General features: G+C 50.0%; 24 protein-coding genes, 1 other RNA gene and 1 pseudogene. 8 read left to right on the plus strand and 18 right to left on the minus strand.

Features of this window, described 5'->3' with window-relative positions:
* Positions 1-20: 20 nt before the first annotated feature.
* The 14 genes and pseudogenes from D9741_RS00635 to kbaZ all read right to left on the minus strand — a co-directional run bounded on the left by D9741_RS00635 (position 21) and on the right by kbaZ (position 11,432).
* On the minus strand, positions 21-323 hold the full coding sequence (locus D9741_RS00635; RefSeq protein WP_032281646.1) for a helix-turn-helix transcriptional regulator: 303 nt from the start codon (positions 321-323) through the stop codon (positions 21-23).
* A gap of 2 nt (positions 324-325) precedes the next feature.
* Complete coding sequence (locus D9741_RS00640) at positions 326-793, minus strand: type II toxin-antitoxin system RelE/ParE family toxin (protein ID WP_240725538.1); 468 nt, start codon at positions 791-793, stop codon at positions 326-328.
* A 36-nt stretch (positions 794-829) separates the two neighbouring features.
* Positions 830-1,597, minus strand: a complete 768-nt coding sequence (locus D9741_RS00645; RefSeq protein ID WP_130219255.1) for a galactosamine-6-phosphate isomerase — start codon at positions 1,595-1,597, stop codon at positions 830-832.
* A gap of 174 nt (positions 1,598-1,771) precedes the next feature.
* Positions 1,772-2,563 (minus strand): annotated as a pseudogene (gene agaD / locus D9741_RS00650) (PTS galactosamine transporter subunit IID).
* A complete protein-coding gene (agaC, locus tag D9741_RS00655) occupies positions 2,553-3,356 on the minus strand; it encodes a PTS galactosamine transporter subunit IIC (RefSeq protein ID WP_130204632.1) in 804 nt (267 codons plus the stop codon). The pseudogene agaD and the gene agaC overlap by 11 nt, the downstream one beginning before the upstream one ends.
* Positions 3,357-3,394: 38 nt before the next feature.
* Positions 3,395-3,871, minus strand: a complete 477-nt coding sequence (gene agaB, locus D9741_RS00660) for a PTS galactosamine transporter subunit IIB (RefSeq protein ID WP_130219231.1) — start codon at positions 3,869-3,871, stop codon at positions 3,395-3,397.
* A 166-nt stretch (positions 3,872-4,037) separates the two neighbouring features.
* Positions 4,038-4,898, minus strand: a complete 861-nt coding sequence (kbaY, locus tag D9741_RS00665) for a tagatose-bisphosphate aldolase subunit KbaY (RefSeq protein ID WP_130219233.1) — start codon at positions 4,896-4,898, stop codon at positions 4,038-4,040.
* 12 nt (positions 4,899-4,910) lie between these two features.
* The gene (locus tag D9741_RS00670; RefSeq protein WP_130219235.1) at positions 4,911-6,065 is read right to left on the minus strand and encodes an AgaS family sugar isomerase; all 1,155 of its coding nucleotides are present in this window, start codon (positions 6,063-6,065) and stop codon (positions 4,911-4,913) included.
* 350 nt (positions 6,066-6,415) lie between these two features.
* Positions 6,416-7,549 (minus strand): N-acetylglucosamine-6-phosphate deacetylase, encoded by a 1,134-nt coding sequence (nagA, locus tag D9741_RS00675; protein ID WP_130219237.1) that lies wholly within the window; start codon positions 7,547-7,549, stop codon positions 6,416-6,418.
* Positions 7,546-7,980, minus strand: a complete 435-nt coding sequence (gene agaF / locus D9741_RS00680) for a PTS galactosamine/N-acetylgalactosamine transporter subunit IIA (protein WP_000948824.1) — start codon at positions 7,978-7,980, stop codon at positions 7,546-7,548. Before agaF ends, nagA begins: the two co-directional genes overlap by 4 nt.
* Positions 7,981-7,997: 17 nt before the next feature.
* Positions 7,998-8,876 (minus strand): PTS N-acetylgalactosamine transporter subunit IID, encoded by an 879-nt coding sequence (agaE, locus tag D9741_RS00685; RefSeq protein WP_001295548.1) that lies wholly within the window; start codon positions 8,874-8,876, stop codon positions 7,998-8,000.
* Positions 8,866-9,645, minus strand: a complete 780-nt coding sequence (gene agaW, locus D9741_RS00690; protein ID WP_000406214.1) for a PTS N-acetylgalactosamine transporter subunit IIC — start codon at positions 9,643-9,645, stop codon at positions 8,866-8,868. Before agaW ends, agaE begins: the two co-directional genes overlap by 11 nt.
* 10 nt (positions 9,646-9,655) lie before the next feature.
* Positions 9,656-10,129, minus strand: coding sequence for a PTS N-acetylgalactosamine transporter subunit IIB (gene agaV, locus D9741_RS00695; RefSeq protein WP_001352914.1), 474 nt, complete (start codon positions 10,127-10,129; stop codon positions 9,656-9,658).
* 22 nt (positions 10,130-10,151) lie between these two features.
* Complete coding sequence (gene kbaZ, locus D9741_RS00700) at positions 10,152-11,432, minus strand: tagatose-bisphosphate aldolase subunit KbaZ (RefSeq protein WP_130219239.1); 1,281 nt, start codon at positions 11,430-11,432, stop codon at positions 10,152-10,154.
* A 248-nt stretch (positions 11,433-11,680) separates the two neighbouring features.
* Here kbaZ and agaR point away from each other — a divergent pair, with 248 nt between their 5' ends.
* Complete coding sequence (agaR, locus tag D9741_RS00705) at positions 11,681-12,490, plus strand: aga operon transcriptional regulator AgaR (RefSeq protein WP_130219241.1); 810 nt, start codon at positions 11,681-11,683, stop codon at positions 12,488-12,490.
* 54 nt (positions 12,491-12,544) lie between these two features.
* Here agaR and yhaV read toward each other — a convergent pair whose 3' ends face one another.
* The 3 genes from yhaV to garD all read right to left on the minus strand — a co-directional run bounded on the left by yhaV (position 12,545) and on the right by garD (position 15,064).
* Positions 12,545-13,009 carry a type II toxin-antitoxin system ribonuclease toxin YhaV gene (yhaV, locus tag D9741_RS00710; RefSeq protein WP_130219243.1) on the minus strand — a complete coding sequence of 155 codons (465 nt, stop codon included), beginning with the start codon at positions 13,007-13,009 and terminating at the stop codon, positions 12,545-12,547.
* Complete coding sequence (gene prlF, locus D9741_RS00715) at positions 13,009-13,344, minus strand: type II toxin-antitoxin system antitoxin PrlF (RefSeq protein ID WP_001296435.1); 336 nt, start codon at positions 13,342-13,344, stop codon at positions 13,009-13,011. Before prlF ends, yhaV begins: the two co-directional genes overlap by 1 nt.
* Positions 13,345-13,492: 148 nt before the next feature.
* A complete protein-coding gene (garD, locus tag D9741_RS00720; protein ID WP_130219245.1) occupies positions 13,493-15,064 on the minus strand; it encodes a galactarate dehydratase in 1,572 nt (523 codons plus the stop codon).
* 374 nt (positions 15,065-15,438) lie between these two features.
* Between garD and garP the strand changes: the two genes are divergently transcribed.
* The 5 genes from garP to rnpB all read left to right on the plus strand — a co-directional run bounded on the left by garP (position 15,439) and on the right by rnpB (position 20,130).
* On the plus strand, positions 15,439-16,773 hold the full coding sequence (gene garP, locus D9741_RS00725) for a galactarate/glucarate/glycerate transporter GarP (protein ID WP_064529564.1): 1,335 nt from the start codon (positions 15,439-15,441) through the stop codon (positions 16,771-16,773).
* A gap of 15 nt (positions 16,774-16,788) precedes the next feature.
* Positions 16,789-17,559, plus strand: a complete 771-nt coding sequence (gene garL / locus D9741_RS00730; protein ID WP_130204646.1) for a 2-dehydro-3-deoxyglucarate aldolase — start codon at positions 16,789-16,791, stop codon at positions 17,557-17,559.
* A gap of 29 nt (positions 17,560-17,588) precedes the next feature.
* Positions 17,589-18,479: a 2-hydroxy-3-oxopropionate reductase gene (garR, locus tag D9741_RS00735; RefSeq protein WP_130219247.1), complete on the plus strand. Its 891-nt coding sequence runs from the start codon at positions 17,589-17,591 to the stop codon at positions 18,477-18,479.
* Between the two features lie 96 nt (positions 18,480-18,575).
* Entirely contained in the window at positions 18,576-19,721 is a 1,146-nt protein-coding gene (garK, locus tag D9741_RS00740) for a glycerate 2-kinase (RefSeq protein ID WP_130219249.1), read from the plus strand.
* 32 nt (positions 19,722-19,753) lie between these two features.
* An RNA gene (gene rnpB / locus D9741_RS00745) (RNase P RNA component class A) lies at positions 19,754-20,130 on the plus strand.
* Positions 20,131-20,495: 365 nt separating this feature from the next.
* Here rnpB and tdcR read toward each other — a convergent pair.
* On the minus strand, positions 20,496-20,714 hold the full coding sequence (gene tdcR / locus D9741_RS00750; RefSeq protein WP_217355970.1) for a transcriptional activator TdcR: 219 nt from the start codon (positions 20,712-20,714) through the stop codon (positions 20,496-20,498).
* A 314-nt stretch (positions 20,715-21,028) separates the two neighbouring features.
* On the opposite strand from tdcR, the gene tdcA reads away from it, so the two are divergent.
* Positions 21,029-21,967, plus strand: a complete 939-nt coding sequence (tdcA, locus tag D9741_RS00755; RefSeq protein WP_130210820.1) for a transcriptional regulator TdcA — start codon at positions 21,029-21,031, stop codon at positions 21,965-21,967.
* Positions 21,968-22,062: 95 nt separating this feature from the next.
* Positions 22,063-23,052: a bifunctional threonine ammonia-lyase/L-serine ammonia-lyase TdcB gene (tdcB, locus tag D9741_RS00760; protein WP_130218297.1), complete on the plus strand. Its 990-nt coding sequence runs from the start codon at positions 22,063-22,065 to the stop codon at positions 23,050-23,052.
* The last annotated feature ends 10 nt before the right edge of the window (positions 23,053-23,062 follow it).

Raw genomic sequence — 23,062 nt, forward strand, 5'->3', positions numbered from 1 at the left:
AAGAACCTGGGGGCCACTTGCTAAACAATCAGTCTTTTTAGTGAGCCGAACAGATCGATGCCGATAGCATTTGCATAGCTAAAAACAACATCTAATGTTGGTGAACTTTCTCCTTTTTCAAATTTACTCACCGCTTGTCGGGTAACACCAAGTTGCTTCGCCACTGCGGTTTGGCTCAGATTGAGGGCTTTGCGTTTTTCCACGAGTTGGGAAAGAACCGCTTTGCGTTGTACAACAACATCAAGAGCATTAGCGGTTGCTTCGTCCTTAAGTAATTCTGTTTTCACGTCTTCCCAGTGATGTAACTCGTTATTTTTCTTCATTTCTATTTCTCCTGGAGGCTTGCTTTGTTTGTCGAAAGTAAGGCCTTATAACGTGCTAAACCTAACTCGATGTTGGCTTTAGGCGTTTTGTTCGTTTTTTTAGCAAAGATATGTGTGATGACCCATAGCCCTTGATGAAAGTGAAAATAAAAACCCCTTAACCAATGGCTCTGACTATGTGTTTTAATTTCATACATATCCCCTTGAACTTTTTCGGTATTCACTAGGGAAGAGCAGGGACCTAACTCTTCGAAATCGTCAATAGCAGCAATTAATTCCGCTCGATCGATCGCACTAAGATCAAACAATTCCTTTCTGGCCACACTTAACAGCATGACTGGAAAATTTTTATCACGTTTTTTGTTAGTCTGATTTTTCACCATCTTTTTGTCAACCTTTAGGTTTACATTGTGATGGCATAATAACGGAGGACGTTCATACTGAACCGGAACGAAGTGCTCAAAACTCATGAGCACTTTTCTTATTTTGCCGGGCAAAGGGGGATGTTAACGACGACACATCTCATCAATCACGCATGTGAAATGGTTATGCAGCCATAAAAACGAAGCTGGGATAGCGGTGGAGACTTTAGCCGTGAGAAAACGCGCTGTTGCATCCTGCTTTCCTTCGCCAGTCACCAGTAGCAAAACTTCGCGGGCATTGAGAATATCCTTCAGTCCTAAGGTGATCCCCCGGGTTACGGGGCGACCCGCGGTTATTAACATTTCATGTTGCTGCGTTCTGGCATCAAGTTGGCTGATATGGCAGGCCGGTTGCAGGCTTTCTCCCGGCTCGTTCAGCCCCAGATGACCGTTTTTCCCCAGCCCAAGCACGCACAAATCGATACCACCTTTAAGCGCAATCAGGTTTGTCACCCGCTCACACTCCGTCTCGTTAATATCTTCAGAGCGAAAGCTGATGAGCTGGTCTTCACGTAGCCCCAGCGGCTGCACGATATGTTGCTGAAGGAAAGTTTCGCAGGTGCCGGGCAGGGTTAATGGCAGATCCACCCATTCGTCGAGCTTGACGAAGGTCAGCTGGCTGACATCAACATGCTGCTGGTGGATTTTCTCCACCAGATAATAATACGTCAGTAATGGCGTGGCTCCGGTCGCCAGGCAGATCACGGCGTTCGGTTTACTACGAATTACACCCAATAAATATTCGCTGGCGCGTTCACTTAACGCCGTATAGTTTTCAACTTGCTGAAGGATTTGCACAGGATGAAATTCCTTAAGTAAAGAGGCTCCGTCAGGTGCGATGCTCAGACCGATGGCAAACGCAAAATTGCCTGATGCGCTACGCTTATCAGGCCTACATCGTTTCTGCAATATATTGAATTTGCATGATTTTGTAGGCCGGATAAGGCGGTAACGCCGCATCCGGCATGAACAAAGCGATTTTTGTTAACAATCTGAGGCACCGCCAGACGCAGTGCCTCGTTTTATTTATAAAATGCCGAAGGCGGAACAAACGATGGAAAGCACAAAAGTCACGCCGATTAACAGCACCGGATGCGCTTTTTTCACCCGCAGGAAGTAATACATCAGCAGGGTATAAGCCATCGGCAAAATATTCGGGAAGACTTTATCGAAGAAATCCTGCTGCAGCGCGACGCTGTGGGTACTGTCGATGGCAAACGATGTCACCACGTTAATATGCACATATGAAGCGATCAGCCCGCCAATTACCGTGATCCCGAGGATGGTTGCCGAACGGGCGATCATCTGCGAGTTCTCTCGCACTTTATCGATAGCCTTTACGCCGACCGAATAACCAACGTGGGTCCAGCCGACGCGGAGGAAAAAGATAAGCAGGTAAACGGCGAAGAACAGAATCGGCCCCAGCAGGTTTCCCTGGCTGGCAAATGATGAGCAAATTCCCGCCATAATCGGCAACAAAGTGAACCAGAAAATCGCATCGCCAATCCCGGCGATTGGGCCGAACAGCGCCACTTTGAGGCCTTTAATGGTGTCGCGGTTTTCCCCTTTCTCTTCCATCGAAATTAACAATCCCATCAGGAATCCGACCAGATTCGGGTGGGTATTAATAAATTCGAGGTTATCTTTCATCGCCGCGCTTAGGCCCGGTTTGTCGTCCTTATAAATTTTTTTCAGGAGCGGCAACATCGCCTAGGTAAAACCGCCCGCCTGCATCCTTTCGTAGTTAAAGCTCGCTTGCAGGAGTGACGAACGAAACCCCAGACGGGTGATATCTTTTTTACTGATTTCAGATCCCATTGCTGTAGTCCTCTTCTTCATTTTTACTGGCAACGGGCTGCGGTTGCGCTTGCTGCCGGGATTTCGCATTGAAAAACTCATACACCGCAAAGCCTGCGCCCAGCACGGCAACCGGCAACAGGTTGCTGACCTGGATGTAGCAAACAAACAGGAAACCAGCGATCAGGTAAGGGATATATTGCGCTTTGAACATCACGCGCAGCAGCAGACCAAAACCAACGGCAGGTAGAATGCCGCCAGCCACTTCAAAGCCGTGGGTCAGCCAGGCGGGCATCGCCTTCACCAGCGCCTGCATCGCGCCCTGCGCCAGGTAAGTACAGAGGAAAGCAATCACCGCATACGCTAAAGCGACAATCAGCATCGTTGTCCAGTTAAGTCGGGAAAACGCTGCTGTATCCGCCTCTTTCGCGCATTTATCGGCTTTGGTCATAAATAATGAGAAAGCGGAATAGAAGAACAGAATGACGTACTGCATTAACAAACTAAACGGCAGGCCAAGACCAATTGCCGTTTTGGCATCAACGCCCGTAGACCATGCAATGACAGTGGTCATCAGACCCGCCATAATCGGGTTGGGCGGCTGAACACCACCAGCAGGGGTTAATCCGGCGAAAGCCAGCTCTGTCAGACCACCGGTAATTAAGCCAGTCTGAATATCACCGAGAATAGCGCCAGTGAGGGTACAAACGATTATCGGGCGGAATAAAAATAAGGCTTCCAGCCAAAAATCAATCCCCAGAACGAAAACTAACGCCGCCAGGGATAGCCCCTGAATTAGGGTTATTTCATGCATTTTTATTACCTCAAACCAATATTAAGGCGATTTTAAATTTAGTCAGGAATTTGTTCTTTTTGATCGCCGGGGACGTCCTGGATAAAAACATTCACGCCGCGTTGTTTAATAAAATGTAAGTCTGTGAGATCTTGAGAATCGACATACACTTTACTGCTGATTTGCTTTTTCCCTTCCGAGAAATGCATATTACCGACGTTGACATCTTTCAGATCAATGCCACCTTCGACCAATTTACGTACCGTCTGCGGCGTCCGGCAAATCAGGAAGATTTTCTGATGCGGCGCAGCTTTGCCGATGACGTTAATGGTTTTTTCGATAGTAAAGAAACGAATGCCAAAGCCGTAGGTTTCCGCGGTAATCCCCATCAATTTCTGTTGAATATCATCGTTCGCGACGACATCATCCACGACCACCAGCAGATTCGCACCGATAGTGGATGTCCAGGTCACGCCAACCTGGCCATGAACCAGACGGTTATCAATACGGGTTAAGAGAATATTTGGACTGCTCATTGTGTCATCCTCACCATAAAAGTTGAATAATATAATTTTTTAAATATATTATTATTGAGACATTGTACTGATGTATTTATTAATGTTTGGTTATCTCCTTTGCCATTAAGGCACTACCCGATATTAATCGGGCAGTGCATTCTTAAAAATCGTATAAAATTAATGATTACGCGGAAATTCGATTCGCTGAACCACAGACATTAATTTTATTTCTGACAACTTCTTTCATCGCATCCATACCGACGCGCATATAATAACGAGGATCATTACCCTGCGGATTTTCTGCAAACCAGGTTTTTACTGCGCCTGCGAAGGCAATTTTTAATTCCGTGGCGACATTAACTTTCGTCACACCCAGTTTAATCGTCCAGCGAACAAATTCATCAGGGACATCGCTGGCGCCATGCAGTACCAGAGGGATGTCTACCATTTCACGAATTTCCGCCAGCCGTTGGAAATCAATTTTTGGTATTTTCCTGTACAAGCCATGCGCCGTACCGATCGCTACCGCCAGGCTGTCGACGCCAGTCAGTTCGACAAAGCGTTTAGCTTCTTGTGGATCGGTCAGGAATGCACTTTCGGCGTCAACGCTCATGTCATCTTCAACACCGCCCAGGCGGCCCAGTTCTGCTTCCACACTGCAATCCTGGGAGTGGCAGAAGTCGACAACCGATTTCACCAGCTTTACGTTCTCGGCAAACGGGAAGTGGCTGCCGTCGATCATCGCACTGCGTACGCCTGCGTGGACTTTTCGGCGAATATCATCGAGTGATTCGTGGTGGTCGAGATGCAGCGCCAGCGGCATGTTGTAGGTTGTGGAATAGGCGCTACACAGAGCGTAAATCTCTTCTAGCGCGATATGTTTAAAGGTCCCCGGCGTTCCGGCGAGGATCACTGGCGATCGCATTTCGCTACATACTTCGAGGATCGCCTGGATCGTCTCGGCGTTATGAATGTTAAAGGCTGGCACCGCGTAGCCATTGGCCTGGGCGTCCTGTAACAGATATTTGGTGGAGATAATGCTCATAATGCGATCCTCTTATGCCTGCCACGGATGAATGATTACGCCTTGCACCACGCGGTTAACGGTGCCACTGGCTGATGGAGTATCCGGCGTATTGCCCATGTGCAACGACTGCATCAGTGCAAACGTCTGGGCGTACATCAGGAAGCAAAATGCCTGTTCAACGTCGATAAAGTGACGGGATGGCGGCAGGATGATATGCGGGCCAGCGGCGATAACGTCGGTGCTTTCCGCGGCGATGGCGATTACGCGCATTGCCTGGTTGTCACGGCGGAGTTCTGCCAGCAGATCAAGATCATACTGACGGGTGTAAGGGTGGCTGGAGATAAACACCACCACCAACGTTTCGTTATCGACCAGCGATTTCGGGCCATGACGGAATCCGGTCGGGGAATCATAAAAGGCCGCCAGCTTACCCGCCGTCAGTTCCAGCACTTTCAGCGCCGACTCGCGTGCTGCGCCCTGTAAGCCACCGCTGCCGAGATAAACGATCCGTTTCCACGGTGCGTAACCAAACACACCTTCGCTGAAATCGCCCAGTGAGGTCAGGATCGCCTGGCAACGATCCGCCACATCGCGGAAGGTTTGGCTGTTGATCGTCTCAGGTGCGAAAACCGCGAGGCAGCTGGCCATCATGGTGGTAATGCTGCTGGTCATCGCAAAGCCGCGATCGTGTGTTTCTGCGGGCATCAGCAGGGCGAACGCGTTGTCGCTGTTGATCGCGTTTTGGTAAAGAGCGCCCGCTTCGTTGCAGGTGATCGGCAGGTGATAGCATTCCGGTACAAACTGATTCGCCAGCTCCACGGCGGCGACGCTTTCCGGGCTGTTGCCGGAACGCCCGAAGGAGATCAACAGCAGCGGATGGGCTGGATTCAGGTAGTCCATCGGATTGGTGACCAGATCGGTGGTTGGTACGGCGCTGAAGTTTTTACCGGTATGGCTGGCGAGCCACGGCGCGATGATGTCACCGATAAATGCCGAGGTTCCGGCTCCGGTCAGGATGATCCGCAGATTCTCTTTGCGCAGTAACGGTTCAAGGAAGTTATTGAGCGCGGAACGTAGCGCGTCGATGTTGGTGAGTGAATGGATCCATGCGCGAGGCTGATGGCGGATCTCTTCTTCAGTCCATGTACCGGTGGTCGCGGCAGCAGGGGTGTAATTTTCTGGCATAACTCAATCCTTAGTCTGATGAACTTGACGTCGGGCGTTGTCGCTTTCGCTTGCCTTTCGTTTCATTTCACTTGGTGATTTCTTTCGTTGGTTAAAATCTATATAAAAGAAACTGAAAGTTCAATGGAGAAAAAGGAAATAAAACGAAATCTGTGATCGTTGAAAGAAAAGATAAGGGAAGTAAAAGGGATTGCTGGATGCGGCGTAAACGCTTTATCCGGCCTTACGGTCACCAACTGTAGGTCGGATAAGACGCGTCAGCGTCGCATCCGACACCGCTGCTCAGCCTAAAAAGAAAGAAAAAGAAAGGCCTTACGGGGGAAGTGAAGGCCCAACAACGGAGCAAACAATTAAAACGAAGCTAATTGACCCTGAACCCAAATTTGTTGCACATGCAGCCCGCTATCCAGCGCAACGACGCTGGCGCGTTTGCCCGGTTTAAGCGATCCCAGAACACCATCAACACCCAGCATTCGCGCCGGATGCAGCGACGCCATATGGATCGCTTCTGCAGGCGTTACGCCCGTCAGCTCGACCATGTTGCGCACTGCCGCATCGACAGACAGCGTACTGCCCGCCAGCCCACCGGACGCGGTACGGACAACGCCACCGCGCATCTGCACATCTTCACCACATAACGTATAACGACCATCCGGCATCCCGGCTGCCTGCATCGCGTCGGTGATCAGTACGATTCTCTCTTTCGCACAGCAACAACACAGCGACATCGCCGCCGGATGCACATGATGCCCATCGGCTATCAGTTCCAGCCAGGCGCGCTTGTCCGTTAATCCCGCGCCAACCATTCCCGGTTCGCGGTGATGTAAACCTGTCATCCCGTTATAGCAATGCACCAGGCCGTCGGCACCAGCATCAAACGCAGCGCAGGTTTGTTGCCAGGTTGCTGCGCTATGCCCCAGCATCACCCGTACGTTTTGCTGTTTAAGATGACGAATGGCTTGTAACGCGCCCGCTTTTTCCGGTGCCAGCGCCACCACGCGTAAGGTGTGCTGAGAAACGGCAATCAATTGATCCAGCTCGGCAATTTCAAGCTCGCGGAACAGCTCCGGCGGATGCGCGCCTTTATTCTGCGGCGTGAAGTACGGTCCTTCGAGATAACTCCCCAGCACTTGCGCACCAGGTCCGCCGCGTTGGCAACGTTGAGCAATACGTTTCAGCGCCGCATGAATGGTATTAAGCGGCGCGGTTACGGTGGTCGGTAACCAACTGCCGACACCTTCGCGTGCCTTGTGCATTGCCAGCTTGTCGAGTACATCCGGCGCGTCATCCATCACATCAACGCCCGCACCACCATGTACATGGGTGTCGATGTAAGCGGGGCAGAGCAGTTCCGCATCGCGTTCAGTCACGCCCACTGGAATCGGTTCGATTGCTGCGATTACACCGTCAGCAATACGCAACTGATGGTCATCGAGCCATCCCTCTTCAGTCAGCAGCCTTCTGGCGCGCAGAACGTGTGTCATATCCCTTCCTCGACCGGACATTCCTCATGGCAGCGGCCTAACTCGTCCACCAGACTGGTCAGCCCACGATGTCCACACTCCAGCGCCTGCACACGGAACTCTTCACCGCTTAACCCTTCGCGCTCCAGCACCATCTCCAGTAGCAGTTGCAAATTGGTGCCGGTGATCACTTCACAGCCCGGTTTTTGCATCGCCAGCGTTGACGCTACGCGAAACGGCGTGCCGCCCAGCAAATCCGTCAGAAAAACAATGCCGTCTTCACAATCCAGTTGGGCAATGGCCTCTTCAAGCTGCGATGTAAGCAGCGCGGTGCTTGAGGTTTCGGGAAAATCGATGGCAATAAACTGTGATTGCTCGCCGAGGATTTGCTTCATTGCTTTTTCCATGCCGCTGGCAAATCCGCCATGCCCTGTCAAAATAATACTTAACATCTAATACCTCATTGTATTTAAAGGAAATGACAGAATTTACCGACGATGCCGAGAACCACGGTCACCGCAATCAGGCGCAGCGGACTCCAGCCGCGGCGTACCAGCCAGAACATGGTCAGGGTGTAGACCAGCGGTAAGAAGGCAGGCATCAATTTGTCGATAACATCAGCCTGTAACTTAACCACTGCGTCGCCCGCCGTGATTTCCAGCGTGGTACTTAAGCGAACATAGGTTGCCACCAGCGCACCGATTACCGTCATCCCAACGATAGACGCTGCATGGCCGACTTTTTTGGTATTCGCTTTAATGAGTGGAATCGCCGCCACGCCCATGCGGTAAGCATAATGCGCCAGACCAAAACGCAGCCCCAGGTGTACCACGTTGAACAGCACAATAAAGACGACTGCGCCAAGAATGGAGCCTTGCAATGCCAGACTGGCTCCAATCCCGCCACAAATTGGCAGTAGCGTTAGCCAGAACATCGCATCGCCAATCCCGCCGAGCGGCGCACCGACGGCAATTTTGGTGCTCTGAATACTGTTTACATCCTGCTTAGAACGCTCCATCGCAAGGATAATGCCGATAACAAACGTCACCAGAAACGGATGGGTATTGAAGAAACCCATATGCCCCTTCATGGCGCGCGCCAGGTCACGTTTATTAGTGTGGATCTTTTTCAGTGCTGGCAGCAGACCGTACAGCCAACCGGAAGCCTGCATACGTTCGTAGTTAAAAGAAGCCTGCAACAGCATGGAACGCCAGGCGACGCGGTTGATATCTTTTTTCGTCAGCTCCGCGCCAATGCTCTGATCTTCATACACGTTTTCATTGACGCCAGTCAGCAATGTTTCTTCGTTTTCACTGACGTTCGGCAGGGTGGTTTGATTAGATGCCATCTTCAAATTCCTCTTTCTGTGCCGCAGGTTGAGTCGGTTCAGGAGATTTACGCAGCAGGTCGATCAGCGCCATCGCCAGCGCGGCGGCAGCAATAGCCAGCACCGGCAGTTTGAGCCAGGCTGCGGCAACAAAGCCCAGGATGAAGTAGGGGATGTAGACGTTTTTCATCATGATTTTCAGCAGCACGGCAAAACCGATTGCTGGCATGATGCCGCCCGCGACGCCGAGGCCGTCGATTAATCGTTGCGGCAGGACATCAATGATGGTTTTTGCATGTTCCGCGCCGAAGTAGATAGGCAGGAAAGCGCAGAGAAAATAGAAAGTGCCGAGTGCCAGCAGTGCCAGATAGTTCACGCGTTCAATACCGCGTGTATCGGCGTTCTCTGCCATCCGGTCACAGCGGGACATTACGCCAGACATCACCGAGAACAGGAAGGTAATCCCCATCTGTACTGCGACAGCGAAAGGTACGGCGACACCGACCGCGACATCGGGTTTCACGCCAGTAGTAATGGCAAACGCCGTGCCGACGATAGTACCGATAATCACGTTAGGCGGCTGTGCGCCCGCCAGAGGGGCCAGCCCCATCCACACCAGTTCCAGCGTACCGCCGGTTAAAATACCGGTATGCAGATCGCCAAGTACCAGCCCGACCAACGGGCCGAGGACCACCGGGCGGTGCATATGGGTTAGGCCGTTAAACATATCCAGGCCAGCGATAAAGGCGATAATGCCCAACGCAAATGCCTGCAACAGACTGATTTCCATGATGAATCCCTCAAAGTAATTTAAAGAGGTCCACAGCAGGCTCTGTCGGGACGCCCTGAACGAAGCATTCCACCCCAGCGGCTTTCAGGTCGTTAAATGCTGCGATATCGCCCGCATCCACTGAAACCGTTTTGGCGATTTGCTGCTTGCCATTGGCGTAGTGCATATTGCCAACGTTAATGCGGCTAACCGGGACGCCACCTTTCACCAGCGTCAGGAAATCGGCGGGTGTTTTACAAACCAGCAGGATTTTCTGCCGATCGGCGGCGCGATGAATGTTGTCGATAACTTTTTGCAGCGTCCAGAAACGTACGGCGATCCCTTCTGCCAGCACCATTTCCATCAGGTTTTGTTGTACCGGATCTTCGGCAACCTCATCATTGGCTACCAGCACCAGATTTGCCCCCGCAAATCCGACCCACTGAACGCCGACCTGACCGTGAATCAAGCGTTCATCAATCCGGCTTAAAACAATATTTGGCATAGCGTCTTCCTCTTTGTTTTGCTTATTGGCCTTCACAGGCTGTGTGGTACTGCGCCAGGATGTCCTGAATGTGGTTGATAATGAGTTCCCGTGGCGTCGGTTGCAGCTCGCCGGAGCGAACTTTCACATACTGCAGCGGCAGATACTGGCTGATGAGCGGCAGCGGAATAGGCGCATCCGCTAGATTACGAACCAGATGGGCGAAAGCGTCATCAATCTGGCTGTCCGGCCAGTAGTAGCGCACGCGATCCGAGTAGCTATAACCACGCGCCAGACGACGCGCGTTGCCGTCACCGTGGTAGTGGCTTTGCCAGTATTCCGGGCGGTCGAGCATCACGTTTTCCAGTACCTGACGCAGACCGGAACAGGCTTTCGCTGGCACCAGTTCTTCTTCAATCGCTGCCAGAGAGAACAGGGCTTCACGCAGGGCGAAGGTCAGCGCCGGGCCGACTTTCAGAATGGCAAAGTGGTCAATAACCAACTGACGTAACGATTGCGACGTTTGATAATCCGTAGAGTGAGCTTCGAAAATCAGCGTTTCGTAGTTTTCGACCATCTGGCTTAAGGCGGTCGCTTTGGCGGGCTGATAATCAATAACGTTGGTGTGATCGAATTCGACGCCAGGCTGAACTACCAGCGCAATGATGCGCGGCCAGATGGCATTCAGACCTTGCTTTTCAAAAGCGTGACGATGGGCTTCCAGCGTGGCGCGGGCGGTATCCGGCGTGGTGACTGCCAGTTCGCTTAAGGTTTCATGTGCGCCGCCAGGCACCGGAACTTCGGTGCCAATGACATACACCAGATCGGCCTCGCCAAAATGTTCACGGCAGGTTTCTTCCGCCACTTTCGCCAGACGAGCGGCGCGTTCGGCAACGATGCCATCAGTTAAGGGAACCGGATCGTCCTGACAGGACATGCTGCAATCAAGGTGAATTTTTTTGAATCCTGCCGCGACGTAGCTTTTAATCAAATCATCGGCATTGGCCATCGCCTGAGCGGCAGGCAGGTTTTGCCAGCGGTTTGGCCCCAGATGGTCGCCACCCAGAATCAACGCGTCCTGTGGGAAATTCAGCGAGTCAGCAAGCTGGCAAACAAAGCCGCGAAAATCGGCGGGCGTCATTCCGGTATAACCGCCGAACTGGTCCACCTGATTGGAGGTTGCTTCAATCAGTAACGGCGTTTGGTTTGTACTGGCGTAGCGGATTGCAGCTTCCAGCACCAGCGGATGTGCGGAACAAACGGCATAAATCCCATTTGTTTTGCCCGCTTTGTGCTGTCTCACCATTTCTGTCAGATGTTTCACTTTCCTCTCCAGTTTAGATTGCTGCGATATTAATCTTTCGTTTTGTTTCAGTTGATACTGCTCCATGGTGAGATAAAAATAAAACGAAAGATAATGGTTTTCTGATCTGATTCACAAAAGAAACATAATGAAAGCAATTGAAACGAGAGAAGCTTGCGCCAATGGGCAAGGTGGGCTTGCATTTGCTTAATAGAAAGGCGTTAATAGGCAAAACGAAATGAAACGAAAGTTTTACGAAAGGACTTACTATGAGTAATACCGACGCTTCAGGTGAGAAGCGAGTGACAGGCACCAGCGAGCGACGAGAACAGATCATTCAGCGTCTACGCCAGCAAGGAAGTGTGCAAGTAAATGATCTATCGGCATTGTATGGCGTATCTACTGTGACGATTCGCAACGATCTGGCGTTTCTGGAAAAGCAGGGGATCGCTGTGCGTGCCTATGGTGGCGCGTTGATCTGCGATAGCACGACGCCGTCAGTCGAGCCATCAGTGGAAGATAAAAGCGCGCTCAACACGGCGATGAAACGCAGCGTTGCGAAAGCTGCCGTTGAGTTGATTCAGCCAGGTCATCGGGTGATCCTCGACTCCGGGACCACCACTTTTGAGATTGCTCGTCTGATGCGCAAGCACACTGACGTAATTGCGATGACCAACGGTATGAACGTGGCCAATGCTTTGCTGGAAGCGGAAGGCGTTGAGCTGCTGATGACCGGCGGGCATTTGCGCCGTCAATCGCAATCTTTTTACGGCGATCAGGCTGAACAATCGCTGCAAAATTACCACTTCGATATGCTGTTTCTTGGCGTAGATGCTATTGATCTGGAGCGCGGCGTCAGCACGCATAATGAAGATGAAGCCCGTTTAAACCGTCGGATGTGCGAAGTTGCGGAACGGATCATCGTAGTTACCGATTCCAGTAAGTTCAACCGCTCCAGCTTACATAAGATCATCGATACCCAGCGGATCGACATGATCATTGTCGATAAAGGCATTCCTGCAGATAGCCTGGAAGGGCTGCGAAAGGCAGGGGTTGAAGTGATTCTGGTCGAGGAGTGATAAATGGCGCCCGCTGGTCAACACGAATGCGTTCGGCGGGCATTGTGAATATTATCAATGGGTTTCTTCTGTCTCTCGGGTGAGGGTTTCCCAGTCGGCAGGAGGATGTCCTCTTTTTAACATTTTGCTGAATACGGTATAGGCATCTGTTTTTTTACCGTAGGTGCGCAGCGTGTTTTCATCGTTCATCCATCCCAGAATGATGACTTTCTCTTTTTCGCTGTAACGAAAGAAGAGACGATAACGACCAGCACCAAATTTTACCCGTGACCAGTCTTTATTTTTCCCAGAGCCTAACGACTTGCCATGACGGAATGCCGGTGATGATGGATTGACCGTGATATGCTCCTCAATCACTTTATGGACTACCGCCAATAACTTTGTGGCGGCTTTTCTCTGATAATTTTCAGGCTCTTTCCCCTTTAATGTCTCGACTTCGGCAACTAAAGCGTCGTAGGTTTCCTGAAAGCAGGGATGAGCATATAGCGCCCAACCATTAACCCTTTGTGGAAAATCCATTATTCGTCGTCGCCAATCTCATCATCAATGTTGACGTCCATGCCAGCGACAAGTTTCTTTCCTTGTTGAATGTCGAATGGACGAGTTTTTTGCGGGTTGTTCTGGATATCTGCATCCAGAAAACGCAAAAATGCATTCATAGTATGATCCTCCTGTTCATCTCCCAGTCGGCACATAAATACTTGCCCACCAGGCAGAATTTCGTAATGAATGCTGTCCAGGCCGGGCTTCAGTTTTAAGGCCTCACGCACTGGCGCGGGGATAGTTGTTTGTCCGCGTATCGTGACCTTTGATTCAGTGGTCAGTACAGCGTTAGAGCGAGCATTAGCGGGCATTGTTCACTGTCCTTTTACAGCCTGTTTTCTGCTCAAATTATAAGCTTGAACTAAGGTAATGCAAATGCATTATTAATGGACGTGGGGACTTTAAACAATAAAAACATGGCACTAAGGCCATGTTTTGCGAGGGACGTTCCAAAAGAAATCAGGTCACCGGTGCTGGGTTAAACACCGCCAGCTGGTTATGCAGTCCCCATTGATCCGAGAAGGTTTTCTTCTTCCCGCTGGCGACGTCGAGAATAAAGTGGAACAGCTTCCAGCCCACCTCTTCAATGGTCTCTTCGCCGGTGGCGATGGTGCCTGCGTTGATATCCATTAAGTCAAACCAACGGTTTGCCAGCTCGGTGCGGGTCGCCATTTTAATGACGGGTACCGCCATCAGGCCGTACGGTGTACCACGGCCGGTCGTAAACACTTGCACGGTGATACCCGAAGCCACCTGTTGCGTGCCACAGACAAAATCACTGGCTGGCGTCGCGGCGTAAATTAATCCGCGTTTAGTCGGGCGTTGACCAGGCGACAGCACTTCAACAATTGCGCTTTTACCCGATTTCGCAATGGAGCCGAGTGCCTTCTCTACCACGTTTGCCAGACCGCCTTTCTTGTTGCCCGGCGAAGGGTTGGCGCTGCGGTCGGTTTTTCCCATATTGAGATAGTTATCGTACCACTCCATCTCTTCCAGCAGCCGTTTGCCGACCTCTTCGTTAATGGCGCGCGGTGTCAGCAGATGGATCGCGTCACGCACTTCCGTTACTTCTGAAAACATCACCGTTGCGCCGCAGCGCACCAGTAGATCAGACGCATACCCAACCGCCGGGTTTGCCGTTACGCCAGAAAAGGCATCGCTGCCACCGCACTGCATGCCGACAACCAGTTCCGAAGCCGGGCAGGTTTCTCGCTGCCGTTGATTCAGTTTTTGTAGATGGCGTTCGGCGACCTGCAAAATATCCTCGACCATTGATTGAAAGCCGACATGCTTTTCATCCTGCAAGCTGACAATGCTGGCGCTTTCTACTGGAATAGCTTGCACATCATCCGTTCCAATCAATAAACGTTCAGGCTGTAACTTTTCACAGCCCAGGCCAATCACCATCACCTCGCCGCCAAAATTTGGATTGAGCGAAATATTGTGAATGGTACGTATTGGCACTACAGCCGCCGGAGCATTAATCGCCACGCCACAACCGTACAGGTGATTCAGCCCCACCACGCCATCGACGTTCGGGTATTTTGGCAGCAGATCGCGCTCAATGATTTTTACTACGTAATCCACCACGCCTGCCACACAGTGGACGCTGGTGGTAATGCCGAGCAGGTTTTTGGTACCCACGCTACCATCAGCATTGCGATAGCCCTCAAAGGTATAACCTTCCAGCGGCGGTAAGGGTTCCGGGACTTTGGTTGCCAGTGGTAGCGTATGTAACGGTGGCGCTTCCGGTAGTACTACCATTGATTCGTCGATCCAGCTTCCGCGTGGGATGGCGCGCACGGCGTAACCAATCACTTCGCCATAACGAATAATTTCTCCATTAACCGGAATGTCCACCAATGCGACTTTATGCCCCTGAGGAATATGTTCAATTAATTCCAGTCCGTCCGGAAAACGCGTTCCTGCTTTCAGGCCATTATCATTAACAATAATTGCCACATTATCTGTGTCGTGAACTTTTATATAAAACGCAGTTGGCGTTTCTTGTCTGATTTCGATGTTGGCCATTGTGCAATATTCTCCAGCCAGGGACTATTAAAATGAGGACCTGGTCTCATTTAAAAATAAATGACTTCATTGGGTGAAATAAGAATGTCAGGAGTTTAAACGCAGAAATGTGATCAATGTCAATCATTTCAGGGATTGCAGTACCGCCCGGCAAGGCAATGCGTAAATCTGTGCTTTAGCGCGCAACCTTATGTGCATATGCTCAAAATAATATTTAAATCGTATTAATTAAATTAGCATTTGCACAATGATTATTATTCTCGCGCTGCTTATACTGATTCCCGAGTTCATTGTCATTACGGCATAAATGAAACTCATAAATAACATCTTCCCCATAATAATAAAAATCAGCATAAGTACCCGAGGTAAATAAAATGATTCTGGACACCGTTGACGAAAAAAAGAAAGGCGTGCATACCCGCTATTTAATATTACTGATTATTTTTATTGTTACCGCCGTTAACTACGCCGATCGTGCAACGCTGTCTATTGCTGGTACCGAAGTGGCAAAAGAGTTGCAGTTAAGTGCGGTTTCGATGGGTTACATCTTCTCTGCTTTTGGCTGGGCCTACCTGCTGATGCAAATCCCCGGCGGCTGGTTGCTTGATAAGTTTGGCTCGAAGAAAGTTTATACTTACAGCCTCTTTTTCTGGTCGTTGTTCACCTTCCTGCAAGGCTTTGTCGATATGTTCCCGCTGGCCTGGGCAGGGATCTCCATGTTCTTTATGCGCTTTATGCTGGGGTTTTCGGAAGCGCCGTCATTCCCGGCGAACGCCCGTATTGTCGCGGCCTGGTTCCCGACGAAAGAACGTGGTACTGCCTCCGCCATCTTTAACTCGGCACAATATTTCTCGCTGGCGCTCTTCTCACCGCTGCTTGGCTGGCTGACTTTTGCCTGGGGCTGGGAGCACGTCTTTACCGTTATGGGAGTGATTGGCTTTGTGCTGACGGCGCTGTGGATCAAGTTGATTCATAACCCGACAGATCATCCACGCATGTCCGCGGAAGAGTTGAAGTTTATCTCTGAAAATGGCGCGGTGGTTGATATGGACCACAAAAAGCCGGGCAGTGCGGTGGCAAGCGGTCCCAAACTGCATTACATCAAGCAATTGCTCTCCAGTCGCATGATGCTGGGTGTATTTTTCGGACAATATTTTATCAACACCATCACCTGGTTCTTCCTTACCTGGTTCCCGATTTATCTGGTGCAGGAAAAAGGTATGTCGATTCTGAAGGTAGGCCTGGTCGCCTCGATTCCGGCACTGTGTGGTTTTGCTGGAGGCGTGCTCGGTGGTGTCTTCTCGGATTATCTGATCAAACGCGGTTTGTCACTGACCCTGGCTCGTAAGCTACCGATTGTACTGGGAATGTTGCTGGCTTCCACCATCATCTTATGTAACTACACCAACAACACCACGCTGGTGGTCATGCTGATGGCGCTGGCCTTCTTTGGCAAAGGATTTGGTGCGCTGGGCTGGCCAGTGATTTCTGACACCGCGCCGAAAGAGATTGTTGGTCTCTGCGGCGGCGTCTTTAACGTCTTTGGCAATGTTGCCTCCATTGTCACTCCACTGGTGATTGGCTACCTGGTAAGTGAACTGCACTCCTTCAATGCAGCACTGGTTTTCGTGGGATGTTCGGCGCTGATGGCGATGGTCTGCTACCTCTTCGTGGTTGGCGACATTAAACGTATGGAATTGCAGAAATAAGCAAAGGTATAAGCGATGAATAACGATATTTTTCCCAATAAATTCAAAGCCGCACTAGCTGCGAAACAGGTACAAATTGGTTGCTGGTCAGCTCTCTCTAACCCGATTAGCACTGAAGTTCTTGGTTTGGCTGGCTTTGACTGGCTGGTGTTGGATGGCGAACATGCGCCAAACGATATCTCCACATTTATTCCCCAACTGATGGCCCTGAAAGGTAGCCCCAGCGCGCCAGTGGTGCGGGTGCCGACCAACGAACCGGTAATTATTAAGCGTCTTCTGGATATCGGTTTCTATAACTTCCTGATTCCATTTGTCGAAACAGAAGAGGAAGCGGTACAAGCAGTGGCATCTACTCGTTATCCACCAGAAGGTATTCGCGGCGTTTCCGTTTCTCACCGCGCCAATATGTTTGGCACCGTGGCGGATTATTTCGCACAGTCGAACAAGAACATCACCATTCTGGTCCAGATTGAAAGTCAGCAAGGCGTAGATAACGTCGATGCCATCGCCGCTACCGAAGGTGTAGACGGCATCTTCGTCGGTCCCAGCGATCTGGCTGCGGCATTAGGCCATCTCGGCAATGCATCACACCCGGATGTACAAAAAGCGATTCAACATATTTTTAACCGTGCCAGAGCGCACGGCAAACCCAGCGGTATCCTCGCACCGGTCGAAGCCGATGCGCGTCGTTATCTGGAATGGGGCGCGACGTTTGTGGCTGTTGGTAGCGATCTCGGCGTGTTCCGCTCTGCCACCCAGAAACTGGCAGATACCTTTAAAAAATAACCACCACCGCAACAAGAGAGATGATTGATATGACTATGAAAGTTGGTTTTATTGGCTTGGGTATTATGGGTAAACCAATGAGTAAAAACCTTCTGAAAGCAGGTTACTCGCTGGTGGTTGCTGACCGTAACCCAGAAGCTATTGCTGACGTGATTGCTGCAGGTGCAGAAACAGCCGCTACGGCTAAAGCGATCGCTGAACAGTGCGACGTCATCATTACCATGCTGCCAAACTCTCCTCATGTGAAAGAAGTGGCGCTGGGTGAAAATGGCATTATTGAAGGCGCGAAACCCGGCACGGTATTGATCGACATGAGTTCTATCGCACCGTTGGCAAGCCGTGAAATCAGCGAAGCGCTGAAAGCGAAAGGCATTGATATGCTGGATGCTCCGGTTAGCGGTGGTGAGCCGAAAGCGATTGATGGCACTCTGTCAGTGATGGTGGGTGGCGATAAGGCTATTTTCGACAAATACTATGACTTAATGAAAGCGATGGCGGGGTCTGTGGTACATACCGGGGAAATCGGCGCAGGCAACGTCACCAAACTGGCCAACCAGGTCATTGTGGCGCTGAATATTGCCGCGATGTCAGAAGCGTTGACGCTGGCAACCAAAGCAGGCGTTAACCCGGATCTGGTTTATCAGGCAATTCGTGGCGGACTGGCGGGCAGTACCGTGCTGGATGCGAAAGCGCCAATGGTGATGGACCGTAACTTCAAGCCAGGTTTCCGTATTGATCTGCATATTAAGGATCTGGCGAATGCGCTGGATACCTCCCACGGCGTTGGCGCGCAACTGCCGCTGACGGCTGCGGTTATGGAGATGATGCAAGCGCTGCGTGCCGATGGTCTGGGAATAGCAGACCATAGCGCCCTTGCGTGCTACTACGAAAAACTGGCGAAAGTCGAAGTTACTCGCTAATGACGTCGTGCCCGGATGGCTTATTGCTATCCGGGCCTGGAATCCAGGCCGAATAAGAGAAACGCCCCCCGGCGTCATGTGGTAACAGGCAAAGGTATGAAAATCGTAATCGCCCCAGACTCTTATAAAGAAAGTTTATCAGCCAGCGAGGTTGCGCAGGCGATAGAAAAAGGATTTCGGGAAATTTTTCCTGATGCACAGTACGTTTCTGTTCCTGTTGCCGACGGTGGCGAAGGAACGGTGGAAGCGATGATTGCTGCCACCCAGGGGGCTGAACGTCACGCCTGGGTTACAGGGCCGCTGGGCGAGAAAGTGAATGCCAGTTGGGGGATCTCCGGCGACGGTAAAACCGCGTTTATCGAAATGGCGGCGGCCAGTGGGCTGGCGCTGGTGCCATCGGAAAAGCGTGATCCGCTGGTAACCACTTCACGCGGCACAGGGGAGTTAATCCTGCAGGCGCTGGAGAGCGGTGCAACAAGTATCATTATCGGCATTGGCGGCAGCGCCACCAACGATGGCGGTGCAGGGATGATGCAGGCGCTGGGAGCGAAGTTAAGCGATGCCAATGGCAATGAAATCGGCTTTGGCGGCGGCAGTCTTAATACTCTGAATACCATTGATATCACTGGCCTCGATCCACGTTTAAAGAATTGTACGATTCGCGTCGCCTGTGATGTCACCAATCCGCTGGTGGGCGACAGTGGCGCTTCGCGGATCTTTGGCCCGCAAAAAGGGGCGAATGAAGCCACGATTGTCGAGCTGGACAAGAATCTCTCTCACTATGCTGATGTCATCAAAAAATCGCTGCATGTTGATGTGAAAGACGTCCCCGGTGCAGGTGCGGCGGGCGGAATGGGCGCGGCGTTGATGGCTTTTCTTGGCGCAGAGCTAAAGAGCGGCATTGAGATTGTGACTACGGCGCTTAATCTGGAAGAACATATTCATGATTGCACGCTGGTTATCACCGGAGAAGGGCGCATTGATAGCCAGAGCATCCATGGCAAAGTACCGATTGGGGTGGCTAATGTGGCGAAGAAATACAATAAACCGGTAATTGGCATTGCGGGTAGTCTTACGAAGGATGTTGGCGTTGTGCACCAGCATGGTATCGATGCTGTATTCAGCGTGTTAAACAGTATTGTTACGCTGGATGAAGCTTTCAGTGGGGCTTATGACAATATTTACCGAGCTTCGCGCAATATTGCTGCAACACTGGCGATTGGAATGCGCAACGCGGGGTGACAAGGGCGTGTAAACCCTCTATACTGCGCGCCGAAGCTGACCAGACAGTCGCCGCTTCGTCGTCGTCCTCTTCGGGGGAGACGGGCGGAGGGGAGGAAAGTCCGGGCTCCATAGGGCAGGGTGCCAGGTAACGCCTGGGGGGGAAACCCACGACCAGTGCAACAGAGAGCAAACCGCCGATGGCCCACGCGAGTGGGATCAGGTAAGGGTGAAAGGGTGCGGTAAGAGCGCACCGCGCGGCTGGTAACAGTCCGTGGCACGGTAAACTCCACCCGGAGCAAGGCCAAATAGGGGTTCATAAGGTACGGCCCGTACTGAACCCGGGTAGGCTGCTTGAGCCAGTGAGCGATTGCTGGCCTAGATGAATGACTGTCCACGACAGAACCCGGCTTATCGGTCAGTTTCACCTCTTCAACGAAAACCCGCTAGTGCAAACTGGCGGGTTTTTGCTTTTAGCGGGGCGGTAAGATGAATGACTGTCCACGACGCTATACCTAAAAGAAAGCGGCTTATCGGTCAGTTTCACCTCTTCAACGAAAACCCGCCAGTGCAAACTGGCGGGTTTTTGCTTTTGCGCGGCGGTAAGATGAATGACTGTCCACGACACTATACCTAAAAGAAAGCGGCTTATCGGTCAGTTTCTTTTTTTCAGTATAAATACTCTTTTTTCGTCACCCTTGTTGTCTCCCAAGATTACTTACCTTCAAATATGAATTATTAGTTTTGTGATCATCAACACAAAATGCTATCCGTGCATTATGGGGGCAGCAGAAATCATGGAAAACGATTGCATTCACAAAATGATGTCCTGCTATGATGGTAAAAGTTGACGTTAATCAATTGTTCGAGATGATCAATATCTGTATTCGATTTTTTAAAATATTGATAAAATAGATGTTTTGTGACCAACAAATTCCGCGAAAAAATGTGACGCGGCGCATTATTTACCTGTAAATATGATTTGTTTATAATAAAATTTGATAACTTGCTCATTAAATTTAACTTAAAATTTGCCTGAGAAATACACGATATTTGCTTGAAATATCGTCGCAGGACATTTTTTAATAAGCCATATAAAGCGTGTTGTTATCGCCATAAAATATGGTTATCCCCCCCTATGTTTTTTGATAAAAGTCAGGCTTTACGCTGATTTTATTATGTCAACTCATTGATATTAAAGATTTATATTGATTTAAGTAGATGCCTGGAAAGCAATTGGAAGTTAATTTGTGAGTGGTCGCACATATCCTATTCATTCCATTTTGATACACTTCATGTCGTCAATGAGGTAATTAATGCAGGTCGATATGAGCACTATTCTTCTTCCTAAAACGCAGCACCTGGTAGTCTTTCAGGAAGTCATCAGAAGTGGCTCTATTGGCTCGGCTGCAAAAGAATTAGGTTTAACTCAACCTGCTGTAAGTAAAATCATTAATGATATTGAAGATTATTTTGGCGTGGAATTAGTGGTACGGAAAAATACCGGTGTAACGCTGACGCCAGCTGGTCAATTGTTGCTCTCACGTTCCGAATCCATTACCCGCGAAATGAAAAATATGGTTAATGAGATAAGCGGTATGTCCTCTGAAGCCGTGGTGGAAGTCTCATTTGGTTTTCCTTCGCTAATTGGCTTTACCTTTATGTCCGGGATGATCAACAAATTCAAAGAGGTGTTCCCGAGAGCGCAAGTCTCAATGTATGAAGCACAGTTGTCCTCGTTCTTACCTGCTATCCGCGACGGACGCCTCGATTTTGCGATTGGTACATTAAGTGCAGAGATGAAGCTTCAGGATTTGCATGTTGAGCCGCTGTTCGAGTCCGAGTTTGTGCTGGTGGCCAGCAAGTCCCGAACATGCACCGGCACTACCACGCTGGAGTCGTTGAAAAACGAACAGTGGGTGTTGCCGCAAACTAATATGGGATACTACAGCGAACTTCTCACCACGTTACAAAGAAATGGCATCAGTATTGAAAACATCGTTAAAACCGACTCAGTCGTGACAATTTATAATCTTGTTCTCAATGCTGATTTCTTAACCGTGATTCCTTGTGATATGACTTCACCTTTTGGTTCTAATCAATTTATTACTATTCCGGTTGAAGAAACGTTGCCCGTGGCGCGATATGCCGCGGTATGGTCAAAAAATTATCGTATTAAAAAAGCAGCATCGGTTTTGGTTGAACTAGCCAAAGAGTATTCATCTTATAATGGGTGTAGACGAAGACAATTAATAGAAGCTGATTAGTTATTTGTTTTTCTCAAACATAAATAATCCACCTGTCTTTTTTCGGGTGTCGGTTACGGTTACCTACATATTTAATTCAGGTTAAGAGGTTTATCATGCATATTACATACGATCTCCCGGTTGCTATTGATGACATTATCGAAGCAAAACAACGACTGGCTGGGCGAATTTATAAAACAGGCATGCCTCGATCCAATTATTTTAGTGAACGTTGCAAAGGTGAAATATTCCTTAAGTTTGAAAATATGCAGCGTACTGGTTCATTTAAAATTCGTGGCGCATTTAATAAATTAAGCTCTTTAACCGATGCTGAAAAACGCAAAGGTGTGGTGGCCTGTTCTGCGGGTAACCATGCGCAAGGGGTTTCGCTCTCCTGCGCAATGCTGGGCATCGACGGGAAAGTGGTAATGCCGAAAGGTGCGCCAAAATCCAAGGTCGCGGCGACATGTGACTACTCCGCTGAAGTTGTTCTGCACGGCGACAACTTTAACGACACCATCGCCAAAGTTAGCGAAATTGTCGAAACAGAAGGCCGTATTTTTATCCCACCTTATGATGATCCGAAAGTGATTGCCGGTCAGGGAACGATTGGCCTGGAAATTATGGAAGATCTCTATGATGTCGATAATGTGATTGTGCCAATTGGCGGTGGCGGTTTAATTGCTGGTATTGCGGTAGCGATTAAATCTATTAACCCGACAATTCGTGTTATTGGTGTGCAATCAGAAAACGTTCACGGCATGGCGGCTTCTTTCCACTCGGGAGAAATAACCACGCACCGAACTACCGGCACCCTGGCGGATGGTTGTGATGTCGCCCGCCCGGGTAATTTAACTTACCAAATCGTTCGTGAATTAGTCGATGACATCGTGCTGGTCAGCGAAGACGAAATCAGAAACAGTATGATTGCCTTAATTCAGCGCAATAAAGTCGTCACCGAAGGCGCAGGCGCTCTGGCATGTGCTGCGTTATTAAGCGGTAAATTAGACCAATATATTCAAAACAGAAAAACCGTCAGCATTATTTCCGGCGGTAATATCGATCTTTCTCGCGTCTCTCAAATCACCGGTTTCGTTGACGCTTAATTAATTCGTT

It is taken from the genome of Escherichia sp. E14V7, assembly GCF_004212225.1.
GTDB lineage: Bacteria > Pseudomonadota > Gammaproteobacteria > Enterobacterales > Enterobacteriaceae > Escherichia.